This window comes from Pseudokineococcus marinus (genome assembly GCF_013004605.1).
In the GTDB taxonomy this organism is placed as follows: Bacteria; Actinomycetota; Actinomycetes; order Actinomycetales; family Quadrisphaeraceae; genus Pseudokineococcus; species Pseudokineococcus marinus.
Genome location: NZ_JABEMA010000014.1, coordinates 1 through 26481, shown reverse-complemented (window position 1 = coordinate 26481; position 26481 = coordinate 1). Strand labels below are relative to the sequence as shown.

Annotated in this window: 30 protein-coding genes and 1 pseudogene; 15 read left to right on the top strand and 16 right to left on the bottom strand. The window is 77.5% G+C overall.

What is annotated here, in order from left to right:
• A pseudogene (locus tag HLB09_RS02550) lies at nt 1-785 on the top strand (MFS transporter); the annotation flags it as partial.
• Here HLB09_RS02550 and HLB09_RS02545 read toward each other — a convergent pair.
• On the bottom strand, nt 772-1014 hold the full coding sequence (locus tag HLB09_RS02545; RefSeq protein WP_171201840.1) for a hypothetical protein: 243 nt from the start codon (nt 1012-1014) through the stop codon (nt 772-774). The pseudogene HLB09_RS02550 and the gene HLB09_RS02545 overlap by 14 nt on opposite strands.
• 230 nt (nt 1015-1244) lie before the next feature.
• Here HLB09_RS02545 and HLB09_RS02540 point away from each other — a divergent pair, with 230 nt between their 5' ends.
• Nucleotides 1245-1493, top strand: coding sequence for a DUF2630 family protein (locus HLB09_RS02540; RefSeq protein WP_171201839.1), 249 nt, complete (start codon nt 1245-1247; stop codon nt 1491-1493).
• Between the two features lie 6 nt (nt 1494-1499).
• Here the strand turns inward: HLB09_RS02540 and HLB09_RS02535 are convergent, their stop codons facing one another.
• On the bottom strand, nt 1500-2537 hold the full coding sequence (locus tag HLB09_RS02535; protein ID WP_171201838.1) for an EamA family transporter: 1038 nt from the start codon (nt 2535-2537) through the stop codon (nt 1500-1502).
• Between the two features lie 68 nt (nt 2538-2605).
• Between HLB09_RS02535 and HLB09_RS02530 the strand changes: the two genes are divergently transcribed.
• A complete protein-coding gene (locus HLB09_RS02530) occupies nt 2606-3475 on the top strand; it encodes a LysR family transcriptional regulator (protein ID WP_171201837.1) in 870 nt (289 codons plus the stop codon).
• 101 nt (nt 3476-3576) lie between these two features.
• Here the strand turns inward: HLB09_RS02530 and HLB09_RS02525 are convergent, their stop codons facing one another.
• Together HLB09_RS02525 and HLB09_RS02520 are read right to left on the bottom strand one after the other, a co-directional pair.
• Nucleotides 3577-3942, bottom strand: a complete 366-nt coding sequence (locus HLB09_RS02525) for a VOC family protein (RefSeq protein ID WP_171201836.1) — start codon at nt 3940-3942, stop codon at nt 3577-3579.
• Between the two features lie 74 nt (nt 3943-4016).
• Complete coding sequence (locus HLB09_RS02520) at nt 4017-4391, bottom strand: VOC family protein (RefSeq protein ID WP_171201835.1); 375 nt, start codon at nt 4389-4391, stop codon at nt 4017-4019.
• A gap of 70 nt (nt 4392-4461) precedes the next feature.
• On the opposite strand from HLB09_RS02520, the gene HLB09_RS02515 reads away from it, so the two are divergent.
• On the top strand, nt 4462-4941 hold the full coding sequence (locus tag HLB09_RS02515) for a MarR family winged helix-turn-helix transcriptional regulator (RefSeq protein ID WP_171201834.1): 480 nt from the start codon (nt 4462-4464) through the stop codon (nt 4939-4941).
• Between the two features lie 25 nt (nt 4942-4966).
• On the opposite strand, the gene HLB09_RS02510 is transcribed toward HLB09_RS02515, so the two are convergent.
• The 3 genes from HLB09_RS02510 to HLB09_RS02500 all read right to left on the bottom strand — a co-directional run bounded on the left by HLB09_RS02510 (nt 4967) and on the right by HLB09_RS02500 (nt 7367).
• Nucleotides 4967-5794: an oxidoreductase gene (locus HLB09_RS02510; protein WP_171201833.1), complete on the bottom strand. Its 828-nt coding sequence runs from the start codon at nt 5792-5794 to the stop codon at nt 4967-4969.
• Nucleotides 5795-5895: 101 nt separating this feature from the next.
• A complete protein-coding gene (locus HLB09_RS19695; protein WP_212755834.1) occupies nt 5896-6387 on the bottom strand; it encodes a VanZ family protein in 492 nt (163 codons plus the stop codon).
• Nucleotides 6384-7367: an SDR family oxidoreductase gene (locus tag HLB09_RS02500; RefSeq protein ID WP_171201832.1), complete on the bottom strand. Its 984-nt coding sequence runs from the start codon at nt 7365-7367 to the stop codon at nt 6384-6386. Before HLB09_RS02500 ends, HLB09_RS19695 begins: the two co-directional genes overlap by 4 nt.
• A gap of 282 nt (nt 7368-7649) precedes the next feature.
• Between HLB09_RS02500 and HLB09_RS02495 the strand changes: the two genes are divergently transcribed.
• The 3 genes from HLB09_RS02495 to HLB09_RS02485 all read left to right on the top strand — a co-directional run bounded on the left by HLB09_RS02495 (nt 7650) and on the right by HLB09_RS02485 (nt 11217).
• The gene (locus HLB09_RS02495; RefSeq protein WP_171201831.1) at nt 7650-8495 is read left to right on the top strand and encodes a helix-turn-helix transcriptional regulator; all 846 of its coding nucleotides are present in this window, start codon (nt 7650-7652) and stop codon (nt 8493-8495) included.
• A gap of 103 nt (nt 8496-8598) precedes the next feature.
• Nucleotides 8599-9657, top strand: coding sequence for a S66 family peptidase (locus HLB09_RS02490; RefSeq protein WP_171201830.1), 1059 nt, complete (start codon nt 8599-8601; stop codon nt 9655-9657).
• A gap of 120 nt (nt 9658-9777) precedes the next feature.
• On the top strand, nt 9778-11217 hold the full coding sequence (locus HLB09_RS02485) for a sodium/glutamate symporter (protein WP_171201829.1): 1440 nt from the start codon (nt 9778-9780) through the stop codon (nt 11215-11217).
• A gap of 44 nt (nt 11218-11261) precedes the next feature.
• Here the strand turns inward: HLB09_RS02485 and HLB09_RS02480 are convergent, their stop codons facing one another.
• Nucleotides 11262-11753: a MarR family winged helix-turn-helix transcriptional regulator gene (locus tag HLB09_RS02480; protein ID WP_171201828.1), complete on the bottom strand. Its 492-nt coding sequence runs from the start codon at nt 11751-11753 to the stop codon at nt 11262-11264.
• Between the two features lie 83 nt (nt 11754-11836).
• Between HLB09_RS02480 and HLB09_RS02475 the strand changes: the two genes are divergently transcribed.
• The 3 genes from HLB09_RS02475 to HLB09_RS02465 all read left to right on the top strand — a co-directional run bounded on the left by HLB09_RS02475 (nt 11837) and on the right by HLB09_RS02465 (nt 13976).
• On the top strand, nt 11837-12790 hold the full coding sequence (locus HLB09_RS02475) for a VOC family protein (RefSeq protein ID WP_171201827.1): 954 nt from the start codon (nt 11837-11839) through the stop codon (nt 12788-12790).
• 309 nt (nt 12791-13099) lie between these two features.
• On the top strand, nt 13100-13510 hold the full coding sequence (locus tag HLB09_RS02470) for a GNAT family N-acetyltransferase (protein WP_171201842.1): 411 nt from the start codon (nt 13100-13102) through the stop codon (nt 13508-13510).
• Nucleotides 13503-13976, top strand: coding sequence for a GNAT family N-acetyltransferase (locus HLB09_RS02465; RefSeq protein ID WP_171201826.1), 474 nt, complete (start codon nt 13503-13505; stop codon nt 13974-13976). The genes HLB09_RS02470 and HLB09_RS02465 overlap by 8 nt, the downstream gene beginning before the upstream one ends.
• A 32-nt stretch (nt 13977-14008) precedes the next feature.
• On the opposite strand, the gene HLB09_RS02460 is transcribed toward HLB09_RS02465, so the two are convergent.
• Nucleotides 14009-14599 carry a dihydrofolate reductase family protein gene (locus tag HLB09_RS02460; RefSeq protein WP_171201825.1) on the bottom strand — a complete coding sequence of 197 codons (591 nt, stop codon included), beginning with the start codon at nt 14597-14599 and terminating at the stop codon, nt 14009-14011.
• Nucleotides 14600-14816: 217 nt separating this feature from the next.
• Here HLB09_RS02460 and HLB09_RS02455 point away from each other — a divergent pair, with 217 nt between their 5' ends.
• Both HLB09_RS02455 and HLB09_RS02450 read left to right on the top strand, forming a co-directional pair.
• Nucleotides 14817-15575, top strand: a complete 759-nt coding sequence (locus HLB09_RS02455; protein WP_171201824.1) for a hypothetical protein — start codon at nt 14817-14819, stop codon at nt 15573-15575.
• Between the two features lie 127 nt (nt 15576-15702).
• Complete coding sequence (locus HLB09_RS02450) at nt 15703-16485, top strand: DUF427 domain-containing protein (RefSeq protein WP_171201823.1); 783 nt, start codon at nt 15703-15705, stop codon at nt 16483-16485.
• Between the two features lie 23 nt (nt 16486-16508).
• Here HLB09_RS02450 and HLB09_RS02445 read toward each other — a convergent pair whose 3' ends face one another.
• Entirely contained in the window at nt 16509-16976 is a 468-nt protein-coding gene (locus HLB09_RS02445; RefSeq protein ID WP_171201822.1) for a hypothetical protein, read from the bottom strand.
• Nucleotides 16977-17093: 117 nt separating this feature from the next.
• A complete protein-coding gene (locus HLB09_RS02440) occupies nt 17094-17750 on the bottom strand; it encodes a maleylpyruvate isomerase N-terminal domain-containing protein (RefSeq protein ID WP_171201821.1) in 657 nt (218 codons plus the stop codon).
• A 92-nt stretch (nt 17751-17842) separates the two neighbouring features.
• Here HLB09_RS02440 and HLB09_RS02435 point away from each other — a divergent pair, with 92 nt between their 5' ends.
• Complete coding sequence (locus tag HLB09_RS02435; protein WP_171201820.1) at nt 17843-18409, top strand: DinB family protein; 567 nt, start codon at nt 17843-17845, stop codon at nt 18407-18409.
• Between the two features lie 33 nt (nt 18410-18442).
• Here the strand turns inward: HLB09_RS02435 and HLB09_RS02430 are convergent, their stop codons facing one another.
• Nucleotides 18443-19774, bottom strand: a complete 1332-nt coding sequence (locus HLB09_RS02430) for a reverse transcriptase family protein (protein WP_171201819.1) — start codon at nt 19772-19774, stop codon at nt 18443-18445.
• A 421-nt stretch (nt 19775-20195) separates the two neighbouring features.
• On the opposite strand from HLB09_RS02430, the gene HLB09_RS02425 reads away from it, so the two are divergent.
• On the top strand, nt 20196-20633 hold the full coding sequence (locus HLB09_RS02425; protein WP_171201818.1) for a VOC family protein: 438 nt from the start codon (nt 20196-20198) through the stop codon (nt 20631-20633).
• A gap of 156 nt (nt 20634-20789) precedes the next feature.
• Here HLB09_RS02425 and HLB09_RS02420 read toward each other — a convergent pair whose 3' ends face one another.
• Entirely contained in the window at nt 20790-21326 is a 537-nt protein-coding gene (locus HLB09_RS02420) for a VOC family protein (RefSeq protein ID WP_171201817.1), read from the bottom strand.
• Nucleotides 21327-21392: 66 nt separating this feature from the next.
• Here HLB09_RS02420 and HLB09_RS02415 point away from each other — a divergent pair, with 66 nt between their 5' ends.
• Nucleotides 21393-22193 (top strand): AraC family transcriptional regulator, encoded by an 801-nt coding sequence (locus HLB09_RS02415; RefSeq protein ID WP_171201816.1) that lies wholly within the window; start codon nt 21393-21395, stop codon nt 22191-22193.
• 31 nt (nt 22194-22224) lie between these two features.
• Here the strand turns inward: HLB09_RS02415 and HLB09_RS02410 are convergent, their stop codons facing one another.
• The 3 genes from HLB09_RS02410 to HLB09_RS19075 all read right to left on the bottom strand — a co-directional run bounded on the left by HLB09_RS02410 (nt 22225) and on the right by HLB09_RS19075 (nt 26088).
• Entirely contained in the window at nt 22225-22821 is a 597-nt protein-coding gene (locus HLB09_RS02410) for a GNAT family N-acetyltransferase (RefSeq protein WP_171201815.1), read from the bottom strand.
• Nucleotides 22822-22871: 50 nt separating this feature from the next.
• The gene (locus HLB09_RS02405; RefSeq protein WP_171201814.1) at nt 22872-24497 is read right to left on the bottom strand and encodes an FGGY-family carbohydrate kinase; all 1626 of its coding nucleotides are present in this window, start codon (nt 24495-24497) and stop codon (nt 22872-22874) included.
• A 91-nt stretch (nt 24498-24588) separates the two neighbouring features.
• A complete protein-coding gene (locus HLB09_RS19075; protein ID WP_171201813.1) occupies nt 24589-26088 on the bottom strand; it encodes a methyl-accepting chemotaxis protein in 1500 nt (499 codons plus the stop codon).
• Nucleotides 26089-26481 lie beyond the last annotated feature (393 nt).

Below are 26481 nucleotides of genomic sequence, written 5' to 3'. Positions count from 1 at the left end.
CCGTCACCGGCGCGGCCGTGCTCGCCGCGCCCCAGGTCTGGCGCCCCGTGTGGGTCGCCGCGGCCGCGGCCGCCGTGCTCACCGCCGCGGTCGTCGACCGGTCCGCCACCTGGCCCGCACCGCCGCCGGAGCGCTCCCCCGGACGGCGTGGCGGAGGGCGTGGCGGACGGGGCACCCCGAGGTCGTCGCACCGGACGATGGCGCGACCGGTGCTGGCCGCCGCCGTCGCGGGGCTGGGCAGCGCCGCGGTGTGGACCTTCGGGCGCGACCTCGTCACCACCACCGGCGGCCTGCCCGAGCGGACCACGGCGGCGCTGTGGGTCCTGCTGGGTGCGGCGGCCGTCCTGGGCGCGGCCAGCGGCGACGCCGTGCGCCTGCTCGGGCTGCGCCGGTCCTGGGTCCTCACGGTCACGCTCACCGCCGCGGCCACCGGGGCGCTCGCCCTCGCGCCCGGGCGGGTGGCGCTCGCCGCCGTCGCCGGCGCCGTCTTCGGCGGCGCCTACACGGCCCTGTCCGGCGTCCTCATCGCCTGGGCCGGCGCCCTGCGACCGGACGCCGCCGGGCCGGCCACGGCGACGCTCTTCATCGCCCTCACCGCCGGGCAGGCCGTCGGCGCCTCCGCCACCGGCGTGCTGGGCGCGCATGTCGGCCTGCCGGCGTCCTTCGGCGCGTGCGCCGTCGTCGTCCTCGGCGCCGCGCTCGTCCTGCCCGGACGGATGCGCCCGGGTGGGGGCACCTCCCCTCACCGCAGGGCTGCGGCGACGCCGGCCGCTACGCCACGGTGACGCCCTCGAGCTGACGACGGCGCCGGTCGAGCCGCCGGACGGCGGTCCACGTACCGACGCCCGCAGCGCCCGCCGCGACGCCCAGCACCGCCCACCAGGGGGACGCCGCGACGGCCAGCACGAGCAGGACGACGGCGGCGACGGCGAGCAGCCCCGGGACCCAGCGCGACCACCGCCGCGGGGCCTGCGACCACGCGCGCGGTCCACCCGTCACCGTCCTCCGCGTCACCGCCCCACCCTCCCGTCCCCTGCAGCGGAGGAGGCGGTAGCGGCGCGAGCAGGGCCTGGACCCGGCCCGAGGACCGAGGGCGTGCGTCGCGGCACGTCGCCGCCCCCGATCACCCCGCGCGGCCCCCACCGGGCGGAGTTCGTGCTGAAGATGTCGCAGCACCCCTCGGCGGCGGCAGGAGCGCCGGCGCCGACGCCCCGCGCCCCAGGCCCGCACCCCAGGGAGACGCCATGACCGCCCAGCCGCTCCGCCCCGAGGACCTGGCCGCGGACCTCACCGAGCTCGTCGCCGAGGAGCACCGGCTGCAGCAGCGGGCCAGCAGGTCGGTCGACGACGAGCAGCGCCTCCGCCAGGTGCGGCTGGAGCAGGACCGCCTGTGGGAGCTCCGACGCCGGCTCCGAGCGCGTCGGGCGCACGGCGAGGCCGACGCCGCCGTCCCCGACCGCAGCGCCCGGGTGGTCGAGCACCACCTGCGGTAGAGGCGCTCAGGCACCGGACACGGCGTCGCCGCCGTCCACGGAGGGGCCCCGACCGTCGCTCCTCCGCCGGCTGCGCCGCGGCGCGGACGTGACCGCCACCACGTTGGCCACCACGATGACGGCGATGCCGGCCCACTCGTGCGCCGCCAGGACCTGGCCCAGCAGCACGAGGCCGACCAGCGCCGCGAGCACCGGCTGGGTGCTCGAGAGGATCCCGAAGACCCGCGGGGGCACGGTGCGCAGGGCCACGAGGTCGGCCGTGAAGGGCACGACGGAGGACAGCAGCCCGGTGGCGAGCACGCGCAGGAGGGTCTCGGCGTCCCACCGGCCGTCGGCGGTGACGAGCACGAGGACCGGCAGGTACCCCACCGCGGACAGGCCGCTCGCCAGGGCGGGGCCCTGCAGCCCCGGCAGCCGCCGGCCGACGACCCGGTTCACCACGATGTACGCCGCCCAGCACGCGCCCGCAGCGACGCCGACGGCGACGCCCACGAGGTCGCTCGAGGGGCCGGGCAGCACGAGGAGGTAGACGCCGGCCGCCGCGACGAGCGCGGTGAGCAGGTCGCGGCGCGAGCGGGAGGCCGCCAGCGCCACGCCCAGCGGCCCGAGGAACTCCAGCGTCACGGCCAGGGCCAGGCCGATGCGGTCGACGGCGGTGTACAGCGCCAGGTTCATGCCGGCGAAGACGAGGGCCAGCAGCAGCACGGGCCACCACTGCGACCAGGTCAGCCGGCGCAGCGGCGGCCGGGCCAGCGGCAGCAGCACGGCCGCGGCGACCACCTGGCGCACCGCCACCACGCCCGCCGGGCCGACGGCGCCGAAGGCCCCCGCGCCCACGCCGGCGCCGAGCTGGTTGCTCGTCGCGCCGACGAGCGCCGTCGCCGCACCACGCCACCAGCCCGCCTCGCCGCCCGGTGCACCCGCAGCAGGACCGGCTGTGGTGCCACGCCCGGCCGTGGGGCCCGGCCCGGTGACGACGGCGGCGGCGGGCGCACCCGAGGGACGCCGGGCGAGGTCGGGGCGGGACGCACCGGGGAGGTCCATGCCTCGAGGTTCCCGACGCCGCGGTCGCCGGCGAAATGCGCGACGCGCGCCCGCTATACGGTCGCCGCATGGCGGTCGAGGTGCGGCAGCTGCGGGCGTTCCTCGCCGTCGTCGACGAGGGCACCTTCACCGACGCGGCCATCGCCCTGGGCACCACCCAGGCCTCGGTGTCCCGTCTGGTCGCCGGCCTGGAGCGCGCGCTGGGGCTCCCGCTCCTGCGGCGCACGCCCCGCGGCGCAGCGCCCACCGCGGCCGGCGGTCGTGTCGTCGTCCACGCGCGGCGGGCGGTGGAGGAGGTCGAGACCCTCACGCGCCTGGCCGCCGACGAGGCCCGCGACGTCCCCGCCGAGGTGCGGCTGGGCTACGCCTGGGCCGCCCTCGGGCGGCACACGGTCCCCCTGCAGCGCCGGTGGTCGACCGCCCACCCCTCGTCGGCGCTGGTCCTCGTCCAGGCCGGCACGACCACCGCCGGCCTGCAGGAGGGCGTCGCCGACGTCGCTGTCACCCGCCGGCGGCTCGACGTGCGCCGCTTCGCCACAGCCCTCGTGGGCACCGAGACCCGCTGCGCCGCAGTGCCCGCCGACCACCCCCTCGCCCGCCGCCGCGGAGTGCGGTTGCGCGACTTCACGGGCGAGACGGTCGGTGTCGACGCCCGGACGGGCACCACGACCGAGGACCTGTGGCCCCCCGGGGCCGCTCCGGCCGCGACGCGCGACACCCACTCCGTGGACGAGTGGCTCTCGCTCATCGCCGCCGGGCAGGCGATCGGCATCACCTCGGAGGCCACCGCCTGGCAGCACCCGCGACCCGGGCTCGCCTACCGACCGGTCCTGGACGCCGAGCCCGTCCCCGTCTGGCTGGCCTGGTGGCGCGACGACGAGCCGTCGTGCGCGGCCGAGCTCGTCCGCTCCGCCCGCGAGCTCTACGGCTCGACCTGACGCCGGCGGCGGGCCGCCCCGCGGGGCTCAGCCGGCGACGACCGCGGGGACTGGTGCGCTGCCGCCGAGCGCACGACGACCGCGCGACGCGAGGGAGTCCACTACGGCGCCGAGGACTCCTGCGCCAGCGCGTAGACGCCGAGCCGGTTGCCGTCCGGGTCGCGGAAGCCGAAGTGGTCCACCACCCCCTCGACGTGCTCGAGGGGCTCGGCGTCGACGCCGAGCCCGAGGAGCCGCTCGTGCTCGGCCGCCGCGTCGGCCACCCCGAGCCGCAGGACGACCTGGGCGCCGGAGCGCGCCGTCGCCCCCCGCCCGAGCTGCAGCCACACCGGCCCCACCTGGAACTCGACGAGGTCGTCGCCGATCTCCAGGTCCGGATCGCCCATCTCCAGCACCCGCTGGTACCAGGCCACCGCCCGGGCCAGGTCGCTCACCGGCAGCCCGACGGTCACGCTCGAGACGTCCACCGGCCCAGCGTGGCAGCGGGGCGTCGCCCTGGGGGCACGCCCGGCCGACTCCGACACCGCGGCGTCGGGTCGGCTCAGGCGGCGTCGTGGACCGTGACGGCGTACCCGTCGGGGTCGAGGAAGGTGAACATCCGACCGAAGGGTCCGTCGACGGGCGCGGCGACGACCGGCACCCCGGCCGCGGCGAGGTCGTCGTGCAGCCCCTGCGCGTCGTCGGCCCCGAGCCACAGGGCGACCCCGACGCCGGGGCGCGGGGAGACGGCCGCCAGGTCGACGCCGGGCAGGGGCTCGCGGACGGCGAAGGCGACGGGCCGCGTCGCGAAGACCACGGCGCCCGGGGGCGAGGACGGCGCCCGTCGCAGGCCAAGGCGGTCCTCGTAGAAGGCGGCGGCCGCCTCGAGGTCGCGCACCTGCAGGGCGATGAAGTCGGGTCCGGTGACGGTGGCCATGGCATCTCCTCGAGAAGGGCGTCGACCGATGTCAGGTCGACTGACACTGAGGCTATGTCAGGATGCTGACATGACGCACGAGGGTGTCGACCTGGGGTCGTCGGTCGGCTACGCGCTGAAGGTGGCGGCGACCGCCCTGCGGACCGCCATGGACGGCGCGCTGCGCCCCCTGGACCTGTCGGTGTCGCAGTACTCCTGCCTCGAGGTGCTCCGGCAGCGCCCCGGCCTGTCGGCCGCGGAGCTGGCCCGGGCGACCTTCGTCACCCGCCAGTCCGCGCACGCGCTGCTGCAGGGCCTCGAGCACCGCGGGCTGCTCTCGCGACCGACCGCCCCCGCCAGCGGTCGCGCCCTGCCGACGCGCCTCACCGCCGACGGCGTGGACGTCCTCGCCCGCGCGACGCGGCTCGTGGCGGAGGTCGAGGAGCGCATGCTGGCCGGCGCCACCGCGTCGGACCGGGCGCGCCTGCTCGACGACCTCACCGCCTGCGCCGCCGCGCTGGACGCCCCGGTCGCCGCCGGGCGCGCCCCCGAGGACGGGACGCCCGCGTAGCCGTGGCGGCGAGGCCTCACGGCCCTCAGTCGAGGTCGGTGCTCGCGCTGAGCTCGCGCCACTCGTCGATCTCGGCGCGCTGGGCGTCGAGCACCTGGTCGATCGAGGAGAGGGCGTCGCTGCCGAGCATGAGCAGCCCGGGCGCGCGCCCGGACTCGACGGCGGTGATCATCGCCGCGGCGGCCTTGGCGGGGTCGCCGGGCTGGGTGCCGTGGGCGCGGTCGTTCTCCTTGCGCCGGGCCCCGACCGTCTCGTCGTAGTCCTCGATGACCACTCGCGTGCCCGTCAGCGACCGCCCCGCGAAGTCGGTGCGGAAGCCGCCCGGCTCGACCGCCATGACCGTGACGCCGAGGGGCGCGAGCTCGGCGCGCATCGACCCGCTGAGGCCCTCGAGCGCCGCCTTCGTCGCGGCGTAGTAGCCGGAGCCGGGCGGGCACACCCGCGCGCCGATCGAGGAGATGTTGACGATCGTGCCGCTGCGGCGGGCCCGCATGCCGGGCAGCACGGCCTTCGCCATGGCCACCGGTCCATGGACGTTGGTGGCGAACAGCTGCGCGACGTCGCCCTCGTCGCCCTCCTCGACGGCGCCGCGGTAGCCGTACCCGGCGTTGTTGACGAGGACGTCGACGCCGCCGAAGCGCTCCTCCGCGGCGGCGACGGCCGCCCGGACCTGCTCGCCGTCGGTGACGTCGAGCGCGACCGCGAGCGCCGTCTGCGGGTGGGCGTCGACGAGGTCCTGCACCGACCCGGGGTCGCGCGCCGTGACGACGGCCTGCCCGCCCCGCTCGAGGACCGCCTCGGCGAGCGAGCGTCCGAGCCCGGTCGAGCATCCGGTGATGAGCCAGGTGGCCATGCGTCCTCCGTCGTCGTCGCGCGCCGGCGCGTCCGCGCCGGCCCCACGACCCTGGCGACCCGTCGGCCCCGGCGCGAGGCGAGACGGTCGGTCGAGCGGCCTCAGGCCGCCCGGGCGCGAGCCGTGCGCGCCGGACGGCGGCCGGGACGAGCCGCCGTCGCCAGCGCCTCGGCGACGACCACGGCGAGGACGGCGCCGGTCGCGTTGAGCGTCGCGTCGAGCGGCGAGACCACCCGGCCGAGCGGGAGCACCAGCTGGAGGAGCTCGATCGAGGCCGCGGTGGCGAGGGCCAGCGCGACGAGGACCCGCGGACGGGCGACCCGGCCCTCCAGCCGGTGGACGGCGAGCGCGAGCGGGGCGAGCAGGAGCAGGTTGCCGAGCAGCTGCACGAGCGTGCCGGGGTGGTCGAGCCCGGCGAGGTACCAGCGCAGCTCCTCCCTCGGGGCGCCCCACGCCCACCCCTCGCCCACGGGTGTGAGCGTGACGGCGGCCGTGAGGACGGCGGCGGCGAGCGCCACCGCGGCCCGCCCGCGCCGGGAGCCCGGGGCCGTCGACGACGTCGCCTCGGGCGTCGTCGACGTCCGCCCGCTCACGACGTGGCGCCCCGCCACGGCGCGAGCGGCTCGAGCGCGCCCTCGGGAAGGCGGACGCCCGCCAGCCGCTCCGACCAGCCCCAGACCCGCGCGGCGTCGGCGGAGCTGCGCAGCGGCCGGAACAGCGGCTGCTCGGCGGGGCCGCCGCTGAGGTGCCCGAGGCCCCGCGGGCCGAACATCAGCCCGCCCACGGGCTCGGGCGCGGTGGCGGCCACGAGCGCGGGCAGCGGCGCCGTCTCGAGGGTGCCGACGAGGAGGCCCCAGCGCGAGAGGCGGCGGATGAGCCGCACCTGCGGGGTGTCGCGGTCGCGGCCCAGCTCGGGCCGGGCGGCGAGCAGGCCCGTGGGCACGACGCCGGGGTGGGACAGCGCGCTCGTCAGGCCCCAGCCGTGGGCCCGGCTGCGCCGGTCCAGCTCGAGGGCGAAGAGCCCCTGCGCGATCTTGGAGGAGGAGTAGGCGGCCTGGCCGTCGTAGCGCTCCTCCCAGTCGGGGTCGTCCCAGCGCACCGAGCCGCGCATCGCCGAGACGCTGATCTGCGAGACGACCCGCGCGCGCCCGGCCGCCAGCAGCGGCAGCAGGTGGGCGACGAGGGCGACGTGCCCGAGGTGGTTCACGCCGAGCTGCAGCTCGTGGCCGTCGGCGGTGGTGGTGCGCGCCGGCGGCGTCATGACGCCGGCGTTGGCGACGAGGAGGTGCACGGGGCGGCCCTCCTCCGCGAGCGTCCGGCCGAGCGCGGCGACGGAGGCGAGCGACGCCAGGTCGAGCTCGCGCAGGGACACCCGTGCGCCGGGCACCGCCGCCGTGATGGTCCCCAGCGCCGCCCGGCCCTTGGCGGGGCTGCGGACGGGGAGCAGGACTTCGGCCCCGGCGGCGGCCAGCCGGCGGGCGACGACGAGGCCGACGCCGTCGCTGGCTCCGGTGACGACGGCGAGGCGGCCGGAGAGGTCCGGCAGGGTCGTGGTGCTGCGAGGGCGGGGCATGGCTCCTCCTGGAGGTCCTCGGGTGGTCGCCGGCGGGTCCCGACGGCGCCGGGATCGGCGTGAGCCCGACGCTCCGCCACCGCCCGGGCCGGGACAAGGGACCCGCGGAGCCACGGACCGCCGGTCCGCCCCTCGGCCGGGAGGGAGCGGCGCACGCCCGGACGCCTCCCGGCGAGCCCACCGCGAGAGGGGGACCGGCAGGCCGTGGCTCGTCGCCCCGTCGCACGGGTAGACACGACCCGGGCGCCGGTCCGCGGCGCCCTGGGGGACGGGAGGTCCGCTGTGGCGGTCGACAGGGAAGGGCTGGCGCACTTCCTGCGCACCCGGCGGGAGGCGGTCCAGCCCGAGGACGTGGGCCTGCCCCGGGGCCCGCGGCGGCGCACGGACGGGCTCCGCCGCGAGGAGGTGGCGGCCCTGTGCCACATGTCGACCGACTACTACGCGCGGCTCGAGCGCCAGCGGGGCCCGCAGCCGTCGGCGGAGATGGTGGCCTCCATGGCCCAGGGGCTGCACCTGACCCTGGACGAGCGCGACCACCTCTTCCGCCTGGCCGGGCACCAGCCGCCCCCGCGCGGCGCGGCGAGCGCGCACGTCAGCCCTGGGCTGCTGCGCATCATGGACCGCCTCGTCGACACGCCGGCCGAGGTCGTCAGCGAGCTGGGCGAGACGCTGCGGCAGACGCCCCTGGCGACGGCGCTGCTCGGCGACAGCACCCGCTTCACCGGCCCGGCCCGCAGCGTGGGCTACCGCTGGTTCACCGACCCCGATGCCCGGACCCGGCACGACCCCGCCGAGCACGACCACATGTCACGGCTGTACGTCTCGCACCTGCGCCGCGTCGTCACCCTCCGGGGCCCGGCCTCCCGAGCCGCGCACCTGGTCGACCTCCTGCGCGACCACGACGAGTTCCGCGCGCTGTGGGACCAGCACGAGGTCGGCCTGGTGCCCGACGACGTCAAGCGGTTCGTCCACCCCGAGGTCGGCCCCCTCTCGCTCAGCTGCCAGCGGCTGCTCGACCCCGACCAGTCCCACTCGCTGCTCGTCTACACCGCCCAGCCCGGCACCGAGGACCACGAGAAGCTGCAGGTGCTCGCCGTCCTCGGGACGCAGCGGATGGCGGTGCCGTAGCCCTCGCCGGGCGAGCGGCCGACGGCGTCCTGCACCCCACCGGACGCGCCGCGCGGCCGGACGCGCCGACGACCTCGCCCGGCCGCGCTGGCACGCTCGCGCCGTGACCGTCCGCCTCCCCCGCCCCCTGCGCCCCGGCGACGTCGTGGGGGTGACCGCGCCGTCCAGCGGGGTGCCGGCGCCGCTGGTGCCGCGGCTCGACGTCGCGGTCGACGTCCTGAGCCGGCGGGGCCTGCGCGTGCGGGTCGGCGCGTGCGTCGTCGACCGGCCGGGCCTGCGCCACGGCGAGCACGTCAGCGCCCCGGCGGCCGAGCGGGCCGCGGAGCTGCAGGCGATGCTCCTCGACCCGGAGGTCCGCGCCGTCGTGCCGCCCTGGGGCGGCGAGCTGGCCGTCGAGGTGCTGCCGCTGCTCGACTGGGACGCCCTCGCCGCCGCCGAGCCGACGTGGCTCGTCGGGTACTCCGACACCTCGACGCTGACGCTGGCCCTGACGACGCGGCTCGGGTGGGCGACGCTGCACGGTCCGAACCTCCTGGACACGCCCTACCGGGTGCCCGAACCGCTGCTGCCCTGGCTCGACGTCGCCTCCGCGCCGACGGGAACGGCTCTGGCGCAGGGGCCCTCGCGCCGTCACCGCGCCGAGGGCTTCGACGACTGGGAGGCCGACCCCGCCGTCAGCGAGCCGACCCACGACCGCACCGGCACGTGGGAGCTCCTCGACCCCGGCGCCGGGCCCGTGCGCGCCCGCGGGCGACTGCTCGGCGGGTGCGTCGAGACGACGTCCATCCTCGCGGGCACCCCCTACGGCGACGTGCCCGCCTTCGCCGCGGCGCACGCCGGCGACGACGGCCTGCTGCTGCACCTGGAGGCCGGCGGGGACGGCGCCACGGACGTCGCCCGCGACCTGTGGCGCATGCGCCTGGCCGGCTGGTTCGACGTCGCCTCCGCCGTCCTCGTGGGGCGGACGGGTGCACCGGCGAGCGGCTCGTTCACCCAGCACGACGCCGTCCGCAGCGCCCTCGCCGGGCTCGACGTCCCCGTGGTCGTCGACGTCGACTGCGGGCACGTGCCGCCGCAGCTCGCGCTCGTCGACGGCGCCCTCGCCGAGGTCGTCGTCGACCCGGCCGCCGGCGAGCGCCGCCTCGTCCAGCACCTGCGCTGACGCGGCGCGGCGCCCCGGCCCGCACGCGGGGGGTTGTCCGGTCCGTCCCGAGCCGTCAGGGTGTGCGGACCCACCGGGCCCTCGCCGGGGCCCGCGCCCCCGGAGCCCTTGGGAGCCAGCGTGTCCGCAGAGGTCGTCGGTCTGAGCCTGCTGGTGCTGGGGGTCGTCCTCCTCGTCGCCAAGTTCATCCGCATCCGGTCGAGGACGGCGCAGAAGCTCTTCCTGCCGAGCTCGATCATCGGCGGCTTCCTCGCCCTCGTGCTGGGGCCGGGCGTCGTCGGCGCGATCGCCCGCGCGATCGGGGGCGAGGGCGCGCCCCTCGCCGGCGGCGCCTGGCCCGAGGAGTTCCTCGAGGTCTGGTCCTCGCTGCCGGGCCTGCTCATCTCCGTCGTCTTCGCCACGCTCTTCCTCGGCGAGCGGATCCCCAAGGCGCGTCAGGCCGCCGAGCTCGCCGGCCCGCAGCTCGCCCTCGGCGTGACGATGGCGTCCGGCCAGTACGTCATCGGCCTGCTCCTCGCGGTGCTCGTCCTCGTGCCCCTGCTCGGGCAGAGCCCGCTCGTCGGCGCGCTCATCGAGGTCGGCTTCGAGGGCGGCCACGGGACGGCCGCCGGCCTCGGCTCCACCTTCGAGGAGCTCGGTTTCCCCGAGGGTCAGGACCTGGCGCTCGGGCTCGCCACCATCGGCGTCGTCTCGGGCGTCGTCGTCGGCATCGCGCTCATCAACTGGGGCGTGCGGACGGGGCGCGCCGAGGTGCTCGAGGCGGACGCGAAGACGTCGCTCGCCGAGCAGCGCGGGCTCTACGAGAAGGACGAGCAGAAGCCGGCGGCCATGCTCACGGTGCGCACGGCGTCGGTGGAGCCGCTGGCCATCCACTTCGCCGTCGTCGCGGTCGCCGTGCTCGTCGGCCTCGCCGTGCTCGAGGGGCTGCAGGCGCTCGAGGCCGCGCTGTGGGCCGACACCATCGAGCTCTTCGCCTACGTGCCGCTGTTCCCGCTCGCCATGATCGGCGGCGTCCTCGTCCAGAAGCTCGTGGACCGCTACGACACCACCGGCATCGTCGACCGCCAGATGATGCTGCGGATCCAGGGCATCGCCCTCGACCTGCTCATCATCAGCGCCCTGGCGACGCTGTCCCTGCAGGCGATCGCGTCGAACTGGGTGACGTTCCTGCTGCTCGCCGTCGCCGGCCTCGCCTGGAACATCGGCGTCTTCGTCTTCCTCGCCCGCCGGATGATCCCCCGCTTCTGGTTCGAGCGCGGGGTGGGCGACCTCGGCCAGTCCCTCGGCGTCACCGCCACCGGCCTCATCCTCATCCGGGTCGCCGACCCGCACGCCGCCACCCCGGCCATGGAGGCCTTCGGGTACAAGCAGCTCGCCTTCGAGCCCTTCTTCGGCGGCGGGCTCGTCACCGCGGCGGCGCTGCCGCTCATCGCCCAGCTCGGGCCCGTGCCGCTGCTCGTCGTCATGTCGCTGCTGCTCGTCGTGTCCGTCGGCCTCGGCGTGGGCGTCTTCGGGCGCCGCACGCCCGCGGAGGAGAGGGCCCGCGTCGCGGACGGGTGAGCGGGCGCGCTCCGCCGTCAGGCGTCCTCTCGACGGCTCCGCCCTCAGTCGTCGTAACGGCGGTACGTGGCCGCCATGCCGCCGGTCGGGTCGAGGCGCTCGAGGAGGGCGTCGGTGATGGCGACGAGCTGGTCGAGCTGCTCGGGCGTGAGCGCGTCGACGACGTGGTGGCGCACCGCGGCGACGTGGCCCGGCGCGGCCCGCTCCGTCGTCGCCCACCCCTCCTCGGTGAGGCCCACGTCGGTGGCGCGGGCGTCGTCGTCGGCCCGCCGCCGCACGAGGAGCCCGCGGGACTCCATGCGCCGCACCACGTTGGAGAGCCGCGGGAGCGTGGCGTTCGTCTGCTGCGCCAGCGCGCTCATGCGCATCGTCCCGCCCGGCGCCTCGGTGAGGACGGCCAGCACGAAGTACTCGAAGAGCGTGACGCCGCCGTCGCGCCGCAGCTGCCCGTCGAGCACCCCGGGCAGCACCTCCAGCACGGACGCCACGCGCACCCACGCCGCCAGCTGGCGCCGGTCGAGCCACTGCGTGCTCATGCCCCTCCTCCATGGTTGTCGCGACAACCGTAGCGGCGTACTGTCGGCCTCACTGGTTCACGCGACAACCTCTGGAGACCGCCATGCCGGACCGCCCGACCCCCTCCGCCGTCCTCGACGGCGCGACCGCGGCGCCCCGGCCCGCGCACGACCTCCTGCCCGGCGCGACGACGATGGACGCCGTCACCCTCCACGTCGCCGACCTCGCGGGGATGTCGGCGTACTACCGCGACGCGCTGGGCCTCGAGGAGCTCTCCGGCGACGACGCCCGCACCGCGACGGACCGCGGCGCACCGGGCGCGGCCGCGGGCGACGTCGTAGTGCTCGGCCGCGGGCGCACGGCGCTCGTCGTCCTCGTCCCCACCCCCGGGCTGCCCGCCCCCGCTCCGGGGCAGGCGGGCCTGTTCCACACGGCGCTCCTCTTCCCGGACCGCTCGGCGCTGGCCGACGTCGTCGCCTCGGCCGCCCGCCACCCGCGGTCCGTCTACGTGGGGTCCGCGGACCACCTCGTCTCCGAGGCCTTCTACTTCACCGACCCCGAGGGCAACGGCATCGAGCTGTACCGCGACCGCCCCCGCGAGGACTGGTCCTACCGCGACGGCCGGGTCGTCATGGGCGCCGAGCCGCTGGACCCGCGGGGCTTCCTGCGCGACCACCTCGTCGAGCGCCCCGCGACGAGCGCCGAGGTGGGTCACGTGCACCTCAAGGTCGGTGACGTCGCGACCGCGAAGGACTTCTACGTCGACGCCCTCGGCTTCGAGCTGACCGCCGAGTGGAACGGGGCGATCTTCGTCGCGGCCGGCGGGTACCACCACCACATGGCCATGAACAGCTGGGGCAGCCGCGGTGCCGGCGCCCGCGCGGCGACCATCGGGCTCGGGCAGGTCTCCGTCGTCGTCCCCTCCGCGTCCGACGTCGACGCCCTCGCCGAGCGGCTGCGGCGCCACGGCGTCGCCGCGCAGCACGACGGGCGCACCCTGCGCTTCGAGGACCCGTGGCGCAGCCTCCTCGAGGTCAGCGCCGCCGACGCGGCGTGAGGCGCGCCGCCGCCGTCGCCCGGACCCGTCCCGGGTGACGGGCGGGTGGGCTCGAGTCCGACGTCGTGCCTCGAGTCCGACGTCGCACGGGTCAGGACTCCTCCCCGGCCTGCGCACCGTCGGACTCGAGGCACGACGTCGGACTCGGCGGCGCGGGACCGGCTCGGGACTGCCTCAGGACCGACCCGCCACCCGGGCCACCGACGACGGCATGCTGGCCCCGTGGCGGTGCTGGGCGAGCTGGTGGTGCGCGGGACGACGGTCGTGCTGCGGGACGCCGTCGCCGGCGACCTCCCGGCGGTCGTGGCGATGCTCGCCGACGACCACCTCGGCGCCGCCCGCGAGGTCCTCGACAGGCCCGAGGACCTCGAGCCCTACCGGGCGGCGCTCGCCCGCGTCGACGCCGACGGGGCCCAGCAGGTCGTCGTCGCCGAGCGCGCCGGCGAGGTCGTCGGGACCCTCCAGCTGGGCGTGCTGCCCGGGCTCTCGCGCCGTGGCGCCACGCGGGCGCAGGTGGAGGCGGTCCGCGTGCGGGGCGACCTGCGCGGCACCGGTCTCGGGACGGCGCTGCTGCGCTGGGTGGTCGACGAGGCGCGCCGGCGCGGCTGCGCGGTCGTCCAGCTCACCACCGACGGCTCTCGGACCGACGCCCACCGCTTCTACGAGCGGCTCGGCTTCGTCGCCTCGCACCGCGGCTACAAGCTCCCCCTCCATGGCTGACGGCGAGGGACGCCGCGCCGCAGCGCGCCTGCGACCGGCCACCCCGGCCGACGCCGTCGCGCTGGCCGCCGTCCACCACGACGCCCGCGAGCAGGCGATGCCGTGGCTGCCGCGGCTGCACCCGCGCGAGGAGACGCGCGCCTGGTTCACCGACGTCGTCCTGCCGTCGCAGGTCGTGACCGTCGCCGAGGAGGACGGCCGCGTGGTGGCGCTCTCCGCCGTCCACGAGGGGTGGCTGGAGCAGCTCTACGTCGCGCCGGGCGCCCAGGGCCGTGGTCTCGGCAGCGCGCTCCTCGACGCCGCCCGGCGCGCGAGCCCGGCCGGGCTCCGGCTCCACGTCTTCGCCCGCAACGCCCGGGCCCGCGCCTTCTACGAGCGCGCCGGCTTCGTGCTCGTCGGGACGAGCGACGGCTCCACGACCGAGGAGGGCGAGCCGGACGCCACCTACGCCTGGTCGCCCGGCTGATCCGACCGGCGGGGCGCCGCGTCCGCCCCGGCTCAGCCCGCGGTCGGCGTCGCGTCGTAGCGGAGCCGGACGAGCTGCGAGCCCGGCAGCACCTGCGCGTCGAGCAGGCGCAGGCTCGCCGGCGGCCCGGCGTAGAGCCGGGCGCCCTCACCGGCGAGCCCCGCCCCCACGAGGACGACGAGCTCGTCGACGAGGCCCTGCGCCAGCAGGGGGTTCCACGTCGTCGCGCTGCCGAAGACGAGCAGGTCGCCGCCGTCGCCGGCCTTCAGCCGGGTGATCTCCGCAGGTGCGTCGTCGCGCCGGACGACGCGCGTCGTCGCGGCCCAGGGGGCGCCGGCGTCGACGACCGTCGTGTCGCTGACGACGAGCGCGTCCAGCGACGTCACGAGCCGCGCGATCTCTCGGTCGCGCTCTCCCGACGCCGCGTCCTGCGCCACGCCGGACCAGTGCGTCCAGTTGTCGGGGAACCACGTCGAGCCGTAGACGAGCGTCCCCGCCCGCCGCAGCAGCGCCAGGTTGTGGTCGTTGAAGGCGTCCTCGAAGGGCAGCACCGACAGGTCGCCCCCCGGCCCGACGTAGGCGCCGTCGAGGGAGGTGAGGACGGAGACGACCAGCCGGCGCACGGCTGCAGCCTCCTCCCGGGCGTCGCGGCGGGGCAAGGGACGGGAGAGGCGGACGTCGTCCCCACCACCGACCCGCCGTCACCCCACGTCAGCGAATCTCACGAAGGGTAGCCAAGCGGCGCGATAGGTGTTCTTCTTTGCCATGCGGGCTTCTCGCCCGTACCGCTGCCGTCGCGCCCTGCGCCGGGTGAGCGGTCACCACCACGGAAGGCGCCCCATGGACCCGAAGCGCACGCTCGCCCTGGCAGCCGCCCTGAGCCTCGCGGCTCTGCCGCTCGCCGCACCCGCGATGGCCTCGACGTCGAGCTCGACCGACCTCACGGGCTCGCTCACCCAGCTCAACGACTCGGGCGTCACCGCCGACGTCACCGGCTCGATCTCGGGCACCGAGCTGACCATCAGCATCACGCCGAGCGGCCTGCTCGCCGGCGCCCCGCACGCCCAGCACATCCACATCGGCGGGACGAACTCCTGCCCGTCGAACGACACCGAGGGCTCGGGCGCCGACGGCGCCCTCCAGGTGAGCGACGCCGCCGGCAGCTACGGCGCCATCGCCGTCTCGCTGACCACCGAGGGCGACTCCTCCCCCGACAGCGGCCTCGCCGTCGACCGCTTCCCGGTCGGGGACGCGTCGTACTCGCGCACCCTCGAGGTCTCGCCGGAGGTGGCCCAGCAGATCGCGGACGGTGACGGCGTCGTCGTCCTGCACGGCGTCGACCTCAACGGGTCGGGCAGCTACGACGGCGACGTCGTGTCCGACCTCGACCCCTCGCTGCCCGAGGAGGCCACCGACCCGGCCGCCTGCGGCACGCTCGACGTCGCCTCGATGGCGATGCCGGGCGGGGGCGCCGACGCCGGTGACGGCGGGACGGCCGGTGGCGTCCCCACGGCCTCGCTCGTCGGCGGCGCCGCGCTCGCCGCGGCCGGCGGCGCGGGCCTGCTCGCGCTGCGTCGCCGTCGCGGCCAGGAGGGCTGACCCGCACCACCTCACGGGGCGGTCACCGGTGCTCACGGGCACCGGTGGCCGCCCCGACCGTTGCCGGGGGGCCACGCGGTGGGCTCGCCGAGGTGTGGGGCGGACCGCGTCGACCCACGATGGCGCCATGGCGACGAGGCAGCAGCAGGTCCTGGGCGGCGCGATCGACGCGCTGCGGTTCGAGCCGCTCGGCAAGCGCGTGCGGGCGGCGCTCGGGGGCGGGGTGGTGCTCGACACGACGCGCGCCGTCGCCGTGTGGGAGCCGCGCCGCTTCCTGTGCCAGTACGCCGTCCCGGAGGAGGACGTGCGCGCCGACCTCGCGCCCGCCCGCGACCTCGCCGACGCTGCGCCCGCCGACGGGATGCTCGGCCCGGACGTCCCCTTCGCCGCGCACACCACGGGTGGGACGGCGCTCGACCTGTCCGCCGGCGGCGTCGTGCGCCCGGGCGCGGCCTTCCGGCCGGACGACGAGGACCTCGCGGGCCTCGTGCTCGTCGACTTCGACGCCCTCGGCCCCTGGTGGCACGAGGAGGAGGAGAACGTCGGCCACCCGCGCGACCCCTTCCACCGGGTCGACGCCCTGCCGAGCGCCCGCCGGGTGCGGGTCACGCTCGACGGCGAGCTGCTCGCCGAGAGCACCGAGCCGGTCGCCGTCTTCGAGGCGCAGCTGCCTCCTCGGTTCTACCTGCCGCGCGAGGACGTCGTCGCCGCGCTGCACGTCTCGTCGACGAAGACGGCGTGCCCGTACAAGGGCTGGTCGACCTACTGGTCGCTGCGCACCTCCTCCGGGCGCGTCGTCGAGGACGCCGCGTGGAGCTACGAGGAGCCGCTGCACGACGTCCTGCTGGCCGCCGGGCACGTCTGCTTCGACGACACCCTGGTCACCATGGAGGTCGACGCGACGGCGTGAGGGGCGCTACCCCACCGACCCCCTCAGGCCACCCGCGCCCCGCGGCGGGTCGCGCGGTCGGCGGCGCGGGCTCGGGCGCGGCGGCGCAGACGACGCAGGGCGCGCCGCGCCAGGTGGACCACGCCCAGGACGAGGGCGAGACCGACGAAGGACAGGAGCGCCCACGCCCACCCGTCTCCCGCGTCCTCGGTGACGCGGCCGGCGAGGACGACCACCGCCCACACCGCGCCCGCGACGAGGGGCACCGTCACCCACGGGGGCTCCATCGCGCGCCGCACGAGCGCCTCGCGCACGCGCGGGTGCACGTCCCGACGACGCTCCGCGAGCCAGGCGTTCGCTCCCCACGACACGACGGCGTGCGCCGTGAGCGCGGCGGACGTCGTCGCGACGACGTCGCCGGTCGTCGTCGCGGCGACGACGCCCGTCACGACGGGCACGAGCGCCAGCAAGGGGAACCACCGCGGCGCGGCGGGGCGAGACGTCGGACCCACCCGATGCCCTCCTCGTGCTCGTCCTCGAGCGGCAGCGTGCCGGACCGGGGGCGCCGCCGGAGGGCCTTCGGCGGACGTCACCCGCCCGAGCCGCCCGAGCGGAGGGGCGGTGGGGGCTCAGCCCAGCACCGGCAGCCGCCGCCCGACCTCGCCCCAGCCCCCGGGCACGGGCCGGCGACCGGCGCCGACGAGCACGGCCTCGACGTCGTCCGCCGTGGGCAGCGGGCCGCCGGCGAGCGCCTCGACCGTGGCCCGCGCGAGGGCGAGCGCCGACGACGGCGGCGCCTCGTCGACGAGCAGGTCGAGGTGGTGCACCGCGTGCTCGACGGCCCAGGTGGCGAGGAAGTCGCCGGTCGTGAGCACGTCGCCCTGGAAGACCTGACGGCCGTCGGGGACGGCGGCCCCCCGCAGGACCGCCGCCGCCACGTCGCGCAGGTGCGCGACGGCCGAGGACGGGCGGGCGTAGAACGCGGTGCGGCGGCGCTGCGCCATGAGCTCCGCGACAGGGTCCTCGGCGGCCGCGGCCGCCGCGAAGGCCCGCCAGTAGGTGGCGGCGTCGACGGTCGGCGGCTCCTCGGTGCGGGACACCAGGCCGCCCAGCACCTCGTGCCACCCCCCGAGGACGTGGACGACGACGTCGAGCCGCGTCCACCCGTGGCAGCGGGACGCACCGAGGAGGGCCGTCTCGTCGAGGCCCTCGACGGCCGCGAGCAGACCGCTGACGGAGTCGGCGAAGGCCGGGCGGGCGACGTCCACCGGCACCTGGAGGACCACGGGCAGGACGGTAGCGCTGAGGTCTGGGCACGGCGGGCCCGAAGCCCTACCGTTCGGGCCGTCCGCAGCAGCAGCCGGCCTCGGAGGTCGCGGTGTTCGGTCCCGGCACGTACTCGGAGCGCGAGGTGCTCGTCGGGCACCTCGAGGAGCACCTCGACGCGCTTCGCGCGGCGGCGCAGGGCCTCACCGAGGAGCAGGCGCGCGCCACCCCCTGCCGGAGCAGCCTGTCGGTCGGCGGGCTCGTCAAGCACGTGGCGCACGTCCTCGGCGGCCGCCTCGTCGCCGACGGCGCGCCCACCCCGGACGACCGGGCCCGCTTCGAGTCGAGCTTCGCGCTCGGCGACGACGAGACGCTGGCCGGCGCGGTGGCCGACCTCGACCGCGTCCGCGCCGAGCTCCTCGACCGCTGGCACGCCACCGACCCGGGCGGCGACGCCCTCGAGCCCCCGGCGCCGTGGTTCGGCCGGACGGAGCCGACGCCGTCCGTCGAGCGCTACCGGATGGTCCACCTCGTCACCGAGGTCGCCCGGCACGCGGGCCACGCCGACATCGTCCGCGAGCAGCTGGACGGCGCGAGCAGCACCTCGCTGCTGGCCGCCGTCGAGGGCTGGCCGGCGAACGACTTCGTCCAGCCGTGGCGGCCGCCCACCGACGGGTGACGACGGGGCCCCGGCACCACGGGGCCGGACGCCTCACCAGGCGATGCGCCCGAGCTCCCCGCGCAGCGCCGCCCCGCGCCGGGGCGAGACGTGCTCCACCCACGACACCCGCCCCTCGAGGTGGGCGCGGAAGCCCTCGCCCCGGCCGTCCCGGTCCTGCGACGCCGGGCCGTGCCGCACGCAGTTGTGGAGCAGGGCCCGCAGCGCGTCGGTCTCCCGGCGCCCGGCACCGGGACGGTCGTTGACGACGACGCCCGTGACCGACTGCCGCCGGTGGCGCGGCTGCACCCGCGTCTTGGCCTCGTTGACCCGGTAGCCCTCCTCGCGCACGACCCGGCGGACGCCCTCGAGAAGGGGGCCCGCGCGCCGGGCGACGTCGTCGCCGCCGGAGAGGACGAGGTCGTCGGCGTAGCGGGTGTAGACGGCACCGCAGGCCGCGGCGTAGGAGGACAGCCGGACGTCGAGCCGGTGCGCGGCCAGGTTGGCCAGGTGCGGCGATGTCGGCGCGCCCTGCGCGAGGTGCGGCTCGGCCAGCCACCGGCGCAGGAGGTGGCGGTCGGCGTCGCGCCCGCCGGGCGGCATGGCCGCGAGGACGCGGACGGGCGCGCGGGTCGTGCACAGGCCCGTCAGCACGTGCGCCACCGCCTCGGGCTGGCCGAGGGCGCGCAGCACTCGGAAGACCCGTCCGGCGGTCACCGCGGCGAAGAACGCGGTGAGGTCGGCGCGCACGACGACGGCCCGCCCGACGTGCTCGCGCGCGCCGCTCAGCACCCCGCGGCCGGGCACGAAGCCGTGGGCCGCGTCGTGGGCCGGGAGCCCCGCGAGCACCGCGTCCAGGACCGTGCGCTGCACCCGGCGCAGGCGCGGCGAGGGCACCTCGAGCAGCCGGGGGACGCGGCCGGGCCGCTCGACCCAGCGGTAGCGGTGCAGGTGCAGCGGGCCGGCGGGGGCGCGGCGCTGGAGCCCCCGGACATCGGCCATCCAGTCGAGGTGCCCGACGTCGAGGCCGAGCAGGTCGGCGAGGTCCCCGACGTCGTCGAGCGGCGCCGTCGGCCAGCGGGACCCGCCCGCGCGCGTGGCGACGACGGGGCGCGAGAGCACGGGGAGCGGATGCCCGCGCCGCTGCGCGCGCTCCTCGGCCCGGGCGAACGACGGGGCGCCCGCGACGACGGCGCCGAGGTACCGGGGAGCGTCTCGCGGCGGGCGCGGGCAGGTGGCGAGCACCTCGGCCGCGAGCGCCGGCAGCCAGCGGCGCCGCGGCCCCACGACGCGCGCCGCGGCGCGCGCGAGGGCGGCGGCGTCCCACGCGCCCTCGGCGAGCATCGCGTCGGCGAGGGCCTGCGCGACCGCGGGTCCCGTCGTCACGAGGCGGCGGGCCGCGTCGACGTGCTCAGCCCGACGGGAGGCGTGGACCCCGATCGACCGTGCGCGTGCTGCCGGCGTGCGGCGGCCCCCGACGACCTGTCCCGTCGTGCGGGCACCCGGCCGCGCGGAGCGCGGCGCGGTGCCTGCGGCGGGGTGTCGATCTCCTCCTGCAGCGCCCGGGGTAGCCCCGGACCCGCCGTCCCGGCTCGCGGGTCGGCGACCTCGCCGGGGAGCCACCGCACGCCCGCCACGCTAGCGACGACGGCGCCCTTGGCGAGGCACCTCGTCGACACATCGCCCTCCAGGGCCTCCTTCAAAGGCACTTCGTCGACACACCGCCCGGAGGGGGCCGTCCTCGGTGGCACGCCGCCGACACCTCGCCCCCTGGTGCCCGCGCCCCCGCCGGAGCACACTCCGGGCCGTGCCCCGCGAGCTGCAGGTGACGGTCGACTGCGCCGGCCCCGGGCGCCTGGCCGCCTTCTGGGCGCGGGCGCTCGGGTACGAGGTCCAGGCCCCGCCCCCGGGCTTCGCCTCGTGGGAGGAGGCGCTCGCGGCGATGGGCGTGCCGCCGGAGCGGTGGGACGACGCCTCCGCCGTCGTCGACCCGTCGGGCGTCGGCCCGCGCGTGTACTTCCAGCGCGTCCCGGAGGCGAAGCGGGGCAAGAACCGGCTGCACCTCGACGTCCGCGCCGCCCCGGGGCTCACCGGCGAGGAGCGGATGGTGGCACTCGAGCAGGAGGCCCAGCGGCTCGTGGCCCTCGGCGCCACCCGGCTCTCCCGCCACGAGCCCCGGCCGCCCCTCGACGCCGGCCACGTCGTCATGGCCGACCCGGAGGGGAACGAGTTCTGCCTCGACTGAGGGGGCGCCGACCCCGCCGTGGGCGCGGTCGCGCGCACACCGACCTGCGGAAGGGGCGGTGACGCACCGTCGCCGCAGGTCAGAGGCGTGCGCGGGCCTCGAGTGAGGCGTTGCGCAGGTCGCCGTGCGCCAGGTCCTCGGCGGGAGCCGCCGGGCTCAGGCGGACCCCGCCTGCTCGGCAGCCCACGCGGCGACCCGGCGGGCGCTCTCCTCCTCGGACAGGTCCTCCACGCGGGACATCACCGACCACCGCACGCCGAAGGGGTCGAGCAGCGAGGCGTAGCGGTCGCCGGAGACGAAGGTCATGAGCGGCTCCCGCACCGTCGCCCCGGCCTCGACGGCGCGGGCCACCAGCGCGTCGGCGTCGGCGCAGTAGAGGCCGAGCGAGTAGCAGGCCCCCTCCTCGGGCGCCGGGACGAGGCCGAAGTCGGGGCTCGGCTCCCCCAGCTGCAGGTGGCCGTGCCCGAGGTCGAGGTCGGCGTGGACGACGACGCCGCCCATCTCGGTGACGTCGACGACCCGCGCGCCGAAGGCCGTGCGGTAGAACTCGACCGCCTCCGCGGCGCCGCGGAGGGCCAGGAAGGGCGTCAGGCTCGTCGCGCCGTGCGGGACCCCGTCGGTGGTGTGCTCGCCCGTCACGCCGGGGCGCGGGATGTCGGAGGGGCTGTCGTCGGTGGGCTGCTCATCAGGCATGGCGTGACCGTAGGGACGCCGCCGCACGGGCGTCTTGGAGATCTGCGACGAGGTCCGGAGGGTGCGGTGGCCGAGCTCGAGGACCGCCGCGGCGTCCTGTTCCCCGGGCGCCTGCCCGTCTTCGCGCGCGAGGCCGCGCCGGCGGCGCTCGCCGACCGCGTCCGCTGGTGCTGGGTGCCCCGCTGGGACCTGCCGCCGGGCGAGATCTCGCGCCAGCACCTGCTGCCCTTCCCCGCGGCGAATCTCGTCGTCGGCCCGGACGGGGTGGAGCTGGCCGGGCCGACGACGCGCGCCTCCCACGTCGACCTCGAGGGCGCCGGCTGGGTCGTCGGGGCCCTGCTGCGCCCGGCGGGCCTGGCGGCGCTGCACCCGCGCCCCCGGGAGCTGCGCGACACGACCGTGCCGGTGGCGGCGCCGGACCTGCAGCGGGACGTCGCCGCGGCGATGGCGCGCCCCGACGAGGACGCCGGCCGCCGGAGCGCCGTGGCGGCGCTCCTCGCCTGGGCGGAGGAGCACCTGCCCGCCCCGGACGAGGTCGGGCGCCTGGCGAACGCCCTGGAGGACGTCGTCGCGGCCGACCGCGCCCTCGTGCGCGTGGACCAGCTGGCCCGGCGCCTCGGGGTCTCGACCCGCGCCGTGCAGCGGGCGGCCGAGCGCTGCATCGGGCTGCCGCCGCTCGCCGTCATCCGCCGATACCGCCTGCAGGAGGCGGCGCAGCGGCTGCGCGAGGAGCCGGGGACGACCGTCGCGCAGGTGGCGGCCGAGCTCGGCTACGCCGACCAGGCGCACCTGGCGCACGACTTCCGCGCCGTCCTCGGCCGCACGGCCCGCGACTACCGCTCGACCTCGCGCGGCGACGGACCCTGAGGCGCGGCAGCGCCCCCGGCGACGGGCGGGGTCAGGTGGTGCTGCGCCCCAGGACGGTGCCCGGCACGGCCCCCGGGACGGGGAGCGCGGTGAACCCGAGGCGCGCGTAGAAGGCGCGGGCGCGGGTGTTCTCCGCGGCGACGCCGAGGTGGACCGCCCGTGCGCCCGCCCGGCGCGCCGCCGCCAGGAAGGCGTGCACGAGCGCCCGCCCGTGCCCGGCGCCCTGGTGGGAGGGCAGCAGGTCGACGTGCAGGTGCGCGGGGTGGTCCGCGAGCTCGCGCACCAGCAGGCGCTCGGGGTCGTGGTGGAGCGCCAGCACCTCCTCGTCGGGCGTCCTGGGCGGCGAGGGCGGCACGGGCCGCCGGCTGCCCAGGCGGGGGATCCACACGTCGCGGTAGCCGCGCACGAAGCGCACCGTCGAGGCGGTGCCCACGCAGTAGCCGACGGCGCGCCCGCCGTCGTCGAGCACGAAGGCCAGCTCGGGCTCGAGGTGCAGGTAGGGCCCGAGCCACACGTCGCCGAGCAGGTCGTCGTCCCCGTGCCGGCCCCGCGCGTCGCCGCCGGCCGCGCCCGTGCGCACGCAGACGTCGTAGAGATCCGCCCGGTCCTGCTCGCGGTAGGGCCGCACGACGGCGGCCGCGGGCCCGCTCGCGGCGCCGGCGGCCGAGGCGCCGGCGGTCAGCTCGTCACCGCCTCGACGGCGGCGCGCTCGACGGCCAGGCCGTCGACGTAGCGCCGCAGGAAGGCGTCGAAGCCCGCGACGTCGTCCGGGTCGGGCTCGACCGTCTCGATCCGCGCCCCGGCGACCACCCGCTCGGCGACGTACTCGGCCAGCGACAGCCCGCCGTCGCGCCCCGCCGCTCGGTCGGCGGCGTAGGTGGCGAGGACGGCCGCGCCCCACGCCCCGCCCTCGGAGGCCAGGTCGCCCACCGACACCGGCGCGCCGATGGCCGCGGCGAGGTGGCGCTGGGCGACGCCCGGCGTCGCGAAGACGCCGCCGTGGGCGAACATCCCGTCGAGGCGGACCCCCTCGCCGGCCAGCACGTCCATGCCGATCTTCAGCGTCGCGAAGGCCGCGTAGATCTGGGTGCGCATGAAGGTCGGCAGGTCGAAGGGCCGCCCCGGCGTCCGCAGGAAGAGCGGCCTGCCCTCCTCGAGCTCGGTGATGGGCTCGCCGGACAGGTAGTTGTAGGCGAGCATCCCGCCGCCGTCGGGCGCCCCGTCGAGCGAGGCGCGGAAGAGCGCCCCGAAGACCGCCCCGTCGTCGGCCGGGGCGCCGAGCGCCGCGGCGAACTGCTGGAAGAGGCGCGCCCACGCGTCGAGCTCGCTGGCCCCGTTGTTGCAGTGGACCATCGCGACGGGATCGCCAGCGGGGGTGGTGACGAGGTCCAGCTCGCGGTGCACCCGGGCGAGCGGCCCCTCGAGGACGACCATCGCGAAGATGCTCGTGCCGGCGCTGACGTTGCCGGTGCGCGGCGCGACCGAGCCGGTGGCGACCATGCCCGTGCCCGCGTCGCCCTCCGGCGGGCACACGAGCGCACCGGGCTGCAGCGCGCCGGACGGGTCGAGCAGCCGGGCGCCGGCCTCGGTGAGCTCCCCCGCGCCCTCCCCGGCGACCGCCACGCGCGGCAGCACGTCGGCGAGGGAGACGGCGACGCCGTCGGGCAGCGCCTCGTCGAGCAGGCGCTGCGCGGTGGCGAGGCGGTCGGCGTCGTAGCCCGGGACGCCCCCGGCGGACGCGACCGGGAAGACGCCGCTGGCGTCTCCGACGCCGAGCACGAGCTCACCGGTCAGGCGTCGGTGCACGTACCCGGCCAGGGTCGTGACGGCCGCGAGCTGCGACAGGTGCTCCTCGCCGTCGATCGCCGCCTGCACGAGGTGGGCGACGGTCCAGCGGTGCGGCACGTTGAAGTCCATCGGCCCGGACAGGCGCTCCACGGCCTCGCCCGTGCTCGTGTTGCGCCACGTGCGGAAGGGCACGAGCAGCTCGTCGTCGGCGTCGAGCGCCACGTAGCCGTGCATCATCGCCGAGACGCCCAGGGCGCCGAGGCGCTCCAGGACGACCCCGTGCCGCTCGCGCACCTGCGCGGCGACCGCGCCGAACGCCGCGGCGACGCCGTCCCAGACGTCCTCGAGCGCGTACGTCCACCGCCCGTCGACGAGCTGGTTCTCCCACGAGGACCCCCCCGAGGCCAGGACCTCGCGGTCCGGGCCGACGAGCACCGCCTTGATCCGGGTCGAGCCCAGCTCGAGGCCCAGGGCCGTCCTCCCCGAGGTGATGGCCTCTGCTGCGTCCGTCGTCATCGCCGGTCCTCCCGCGGTCCTCGTCGTCCGTGCGCCGCGGGCCATCATGGCGGCGACGACGGCGACGGGGCGCCCCCGGGTCGACCTCGCGTCAGCCCCGGGCCGCGAACTCCTCGGCCATGGCGGCCTGCTGGGCGAGCACCTCGGCGATGCGGGACTGGACCGCGTCCATCCGGCTGATGATCTCGCTCGTCTCGTGGATGCCCGAGGACACCGCCACGCTGCTGGCCTGGATGGTGCGGACCTGCTCGGCGACCCGCTCGGTGGCGGCGGCCGTCTCGCGGGCCAGCTCCTTGACCTCGCCCGCGACGACGGCGAAGCCGCGGCCGACCTCGCCGGCGCGGGCCGCCTCGATCGTCGCGTTGAGCGCGAGGAGGTTCGTCTGCGCGGCGATCTTGGAGATGATGCCGATGACGTCGCTGATGGCCGCCGAGGCGCTCGCGAGCGCGTCGACGTCGGTCGTCAGGGTCGCGGTGCGCGCGACGGCGGCGCCCGCCACCGCGTGCGCGTCCTCCGTGGCGCCCCGCACCTGCGAGACGGTGCCGAGGAGCTCCTGGGCCTTCTCCTCGTCGTACTGCAGGCGGCGCAGGCGCTCGAGGTGCTGCGACAGCAGCTGCTGGACGTTGCGCAGCGCCGAGGCGCGCGACTCGGAGAGGTCGCTCTCCTCGGTCGTGAAGAAGTCCATCGTCGCGACGACGCGGTCGTCGACGAGCACGGGCAGGCACACGCCCGAGCGGACGCCGGCGCGGCCGGCGGCGGGGGCGCGGACGCAGTCGGTGAGGCGGCTGAGGTCGCGCACGTGCACGAGGTCGCGCGCCCTCCACGCCCGGCCGGCGAGCCCGACGCCCTCGGCGAAGGTCGCCGAGCGGGTGACCTGGCGGAACTCGTCGCCGGCGGAGCCGGACTCGACGGCGAAGCGCAGCACGTCGCCGTCGACGACCCAGAAGGAGCCGTAGACCCAGCCGAAGGCGTCGCGCACCGTCTCCAGCGCCGTCGTGATGGCCGACGCCTCGTCGCGGGTCGCGGTGATCCGGCTGACGACCGTCGTGACGGCGAGGCGCGACGCCGAGACCTCGGCCAGCTCGGCGGCCACGAGCGCGCGCTGGCGCGCCTGGGCCGTGATGCGGCCGATGGCCTCCCACTTCTCGGCGCGGGCGCCGAAGAAGGGCAGCTGCTCGCGCGTGTAGAACTCCTGGACGGCGACGACGTCCCCGCCCTGCAGGACCGGCAGGGCGCACCCGCCCGTGGCGCCTGCGCCCACCGCCGCCTGCCACCGCTGGCACGAGGCGCTGGCACCGTCGCCCGTCGCGACGACGGGCCGGCGCGTGCGCACGGCCTCGCCGAGCAGGCCGTCGGTGCGCCGCAGGACGCGCGCGCCCCCGGCCGCGGTGGCGAGGGCGCCGACGAGCTCGCCCGCCTCGTGGGCGAGCGCGAGCGTGCCGTCCGGCGTCGGCAGCCACACGGCGCCGTACGTCAGGTGGAGGGCCGGCACGAGGGCCCCGATGATCCGCGCGTGGGCGTCGGCCTCGTCGGCCACGCCCTCGTCGAGGACCTGGAGGACCTTCTCGAGCGCCTCGACGTCGCGGGGCATCGGCGCAGGAGCAGCGGCAGCGTCGCGGTGTCGTCTCACCCCCGTCACGTCGTCGCCCGGGGTACTCGACTTGACCCGTGCGGGGAGACCAGCCCGGTCGCCGTTGCTCCGACCGGGTGACGGCGGCCGCCCGGCCGGGGTGACGGCGGCCGCCCGGCCGGGGTGACGGCGGCCGCCCGGCCGGGGTGACCGCCGTCCTGCTCCGGCGAGCAGGAGCCGCGCCCCGGACCTACCGTCGGGCACCCCCGCGACGGCGCGGGGGTCGAGGAGGAGCAGTCATGAGCATCGTCGACAGGCTGATGGGCACCGCGAAGCAGGCCGCGCGGGGCGGCGCTCGCGGAGCGGCGTCCGGCGCTGGCGGGGCCGGGCGCCGCACCGGTGGCGCACCGAGGA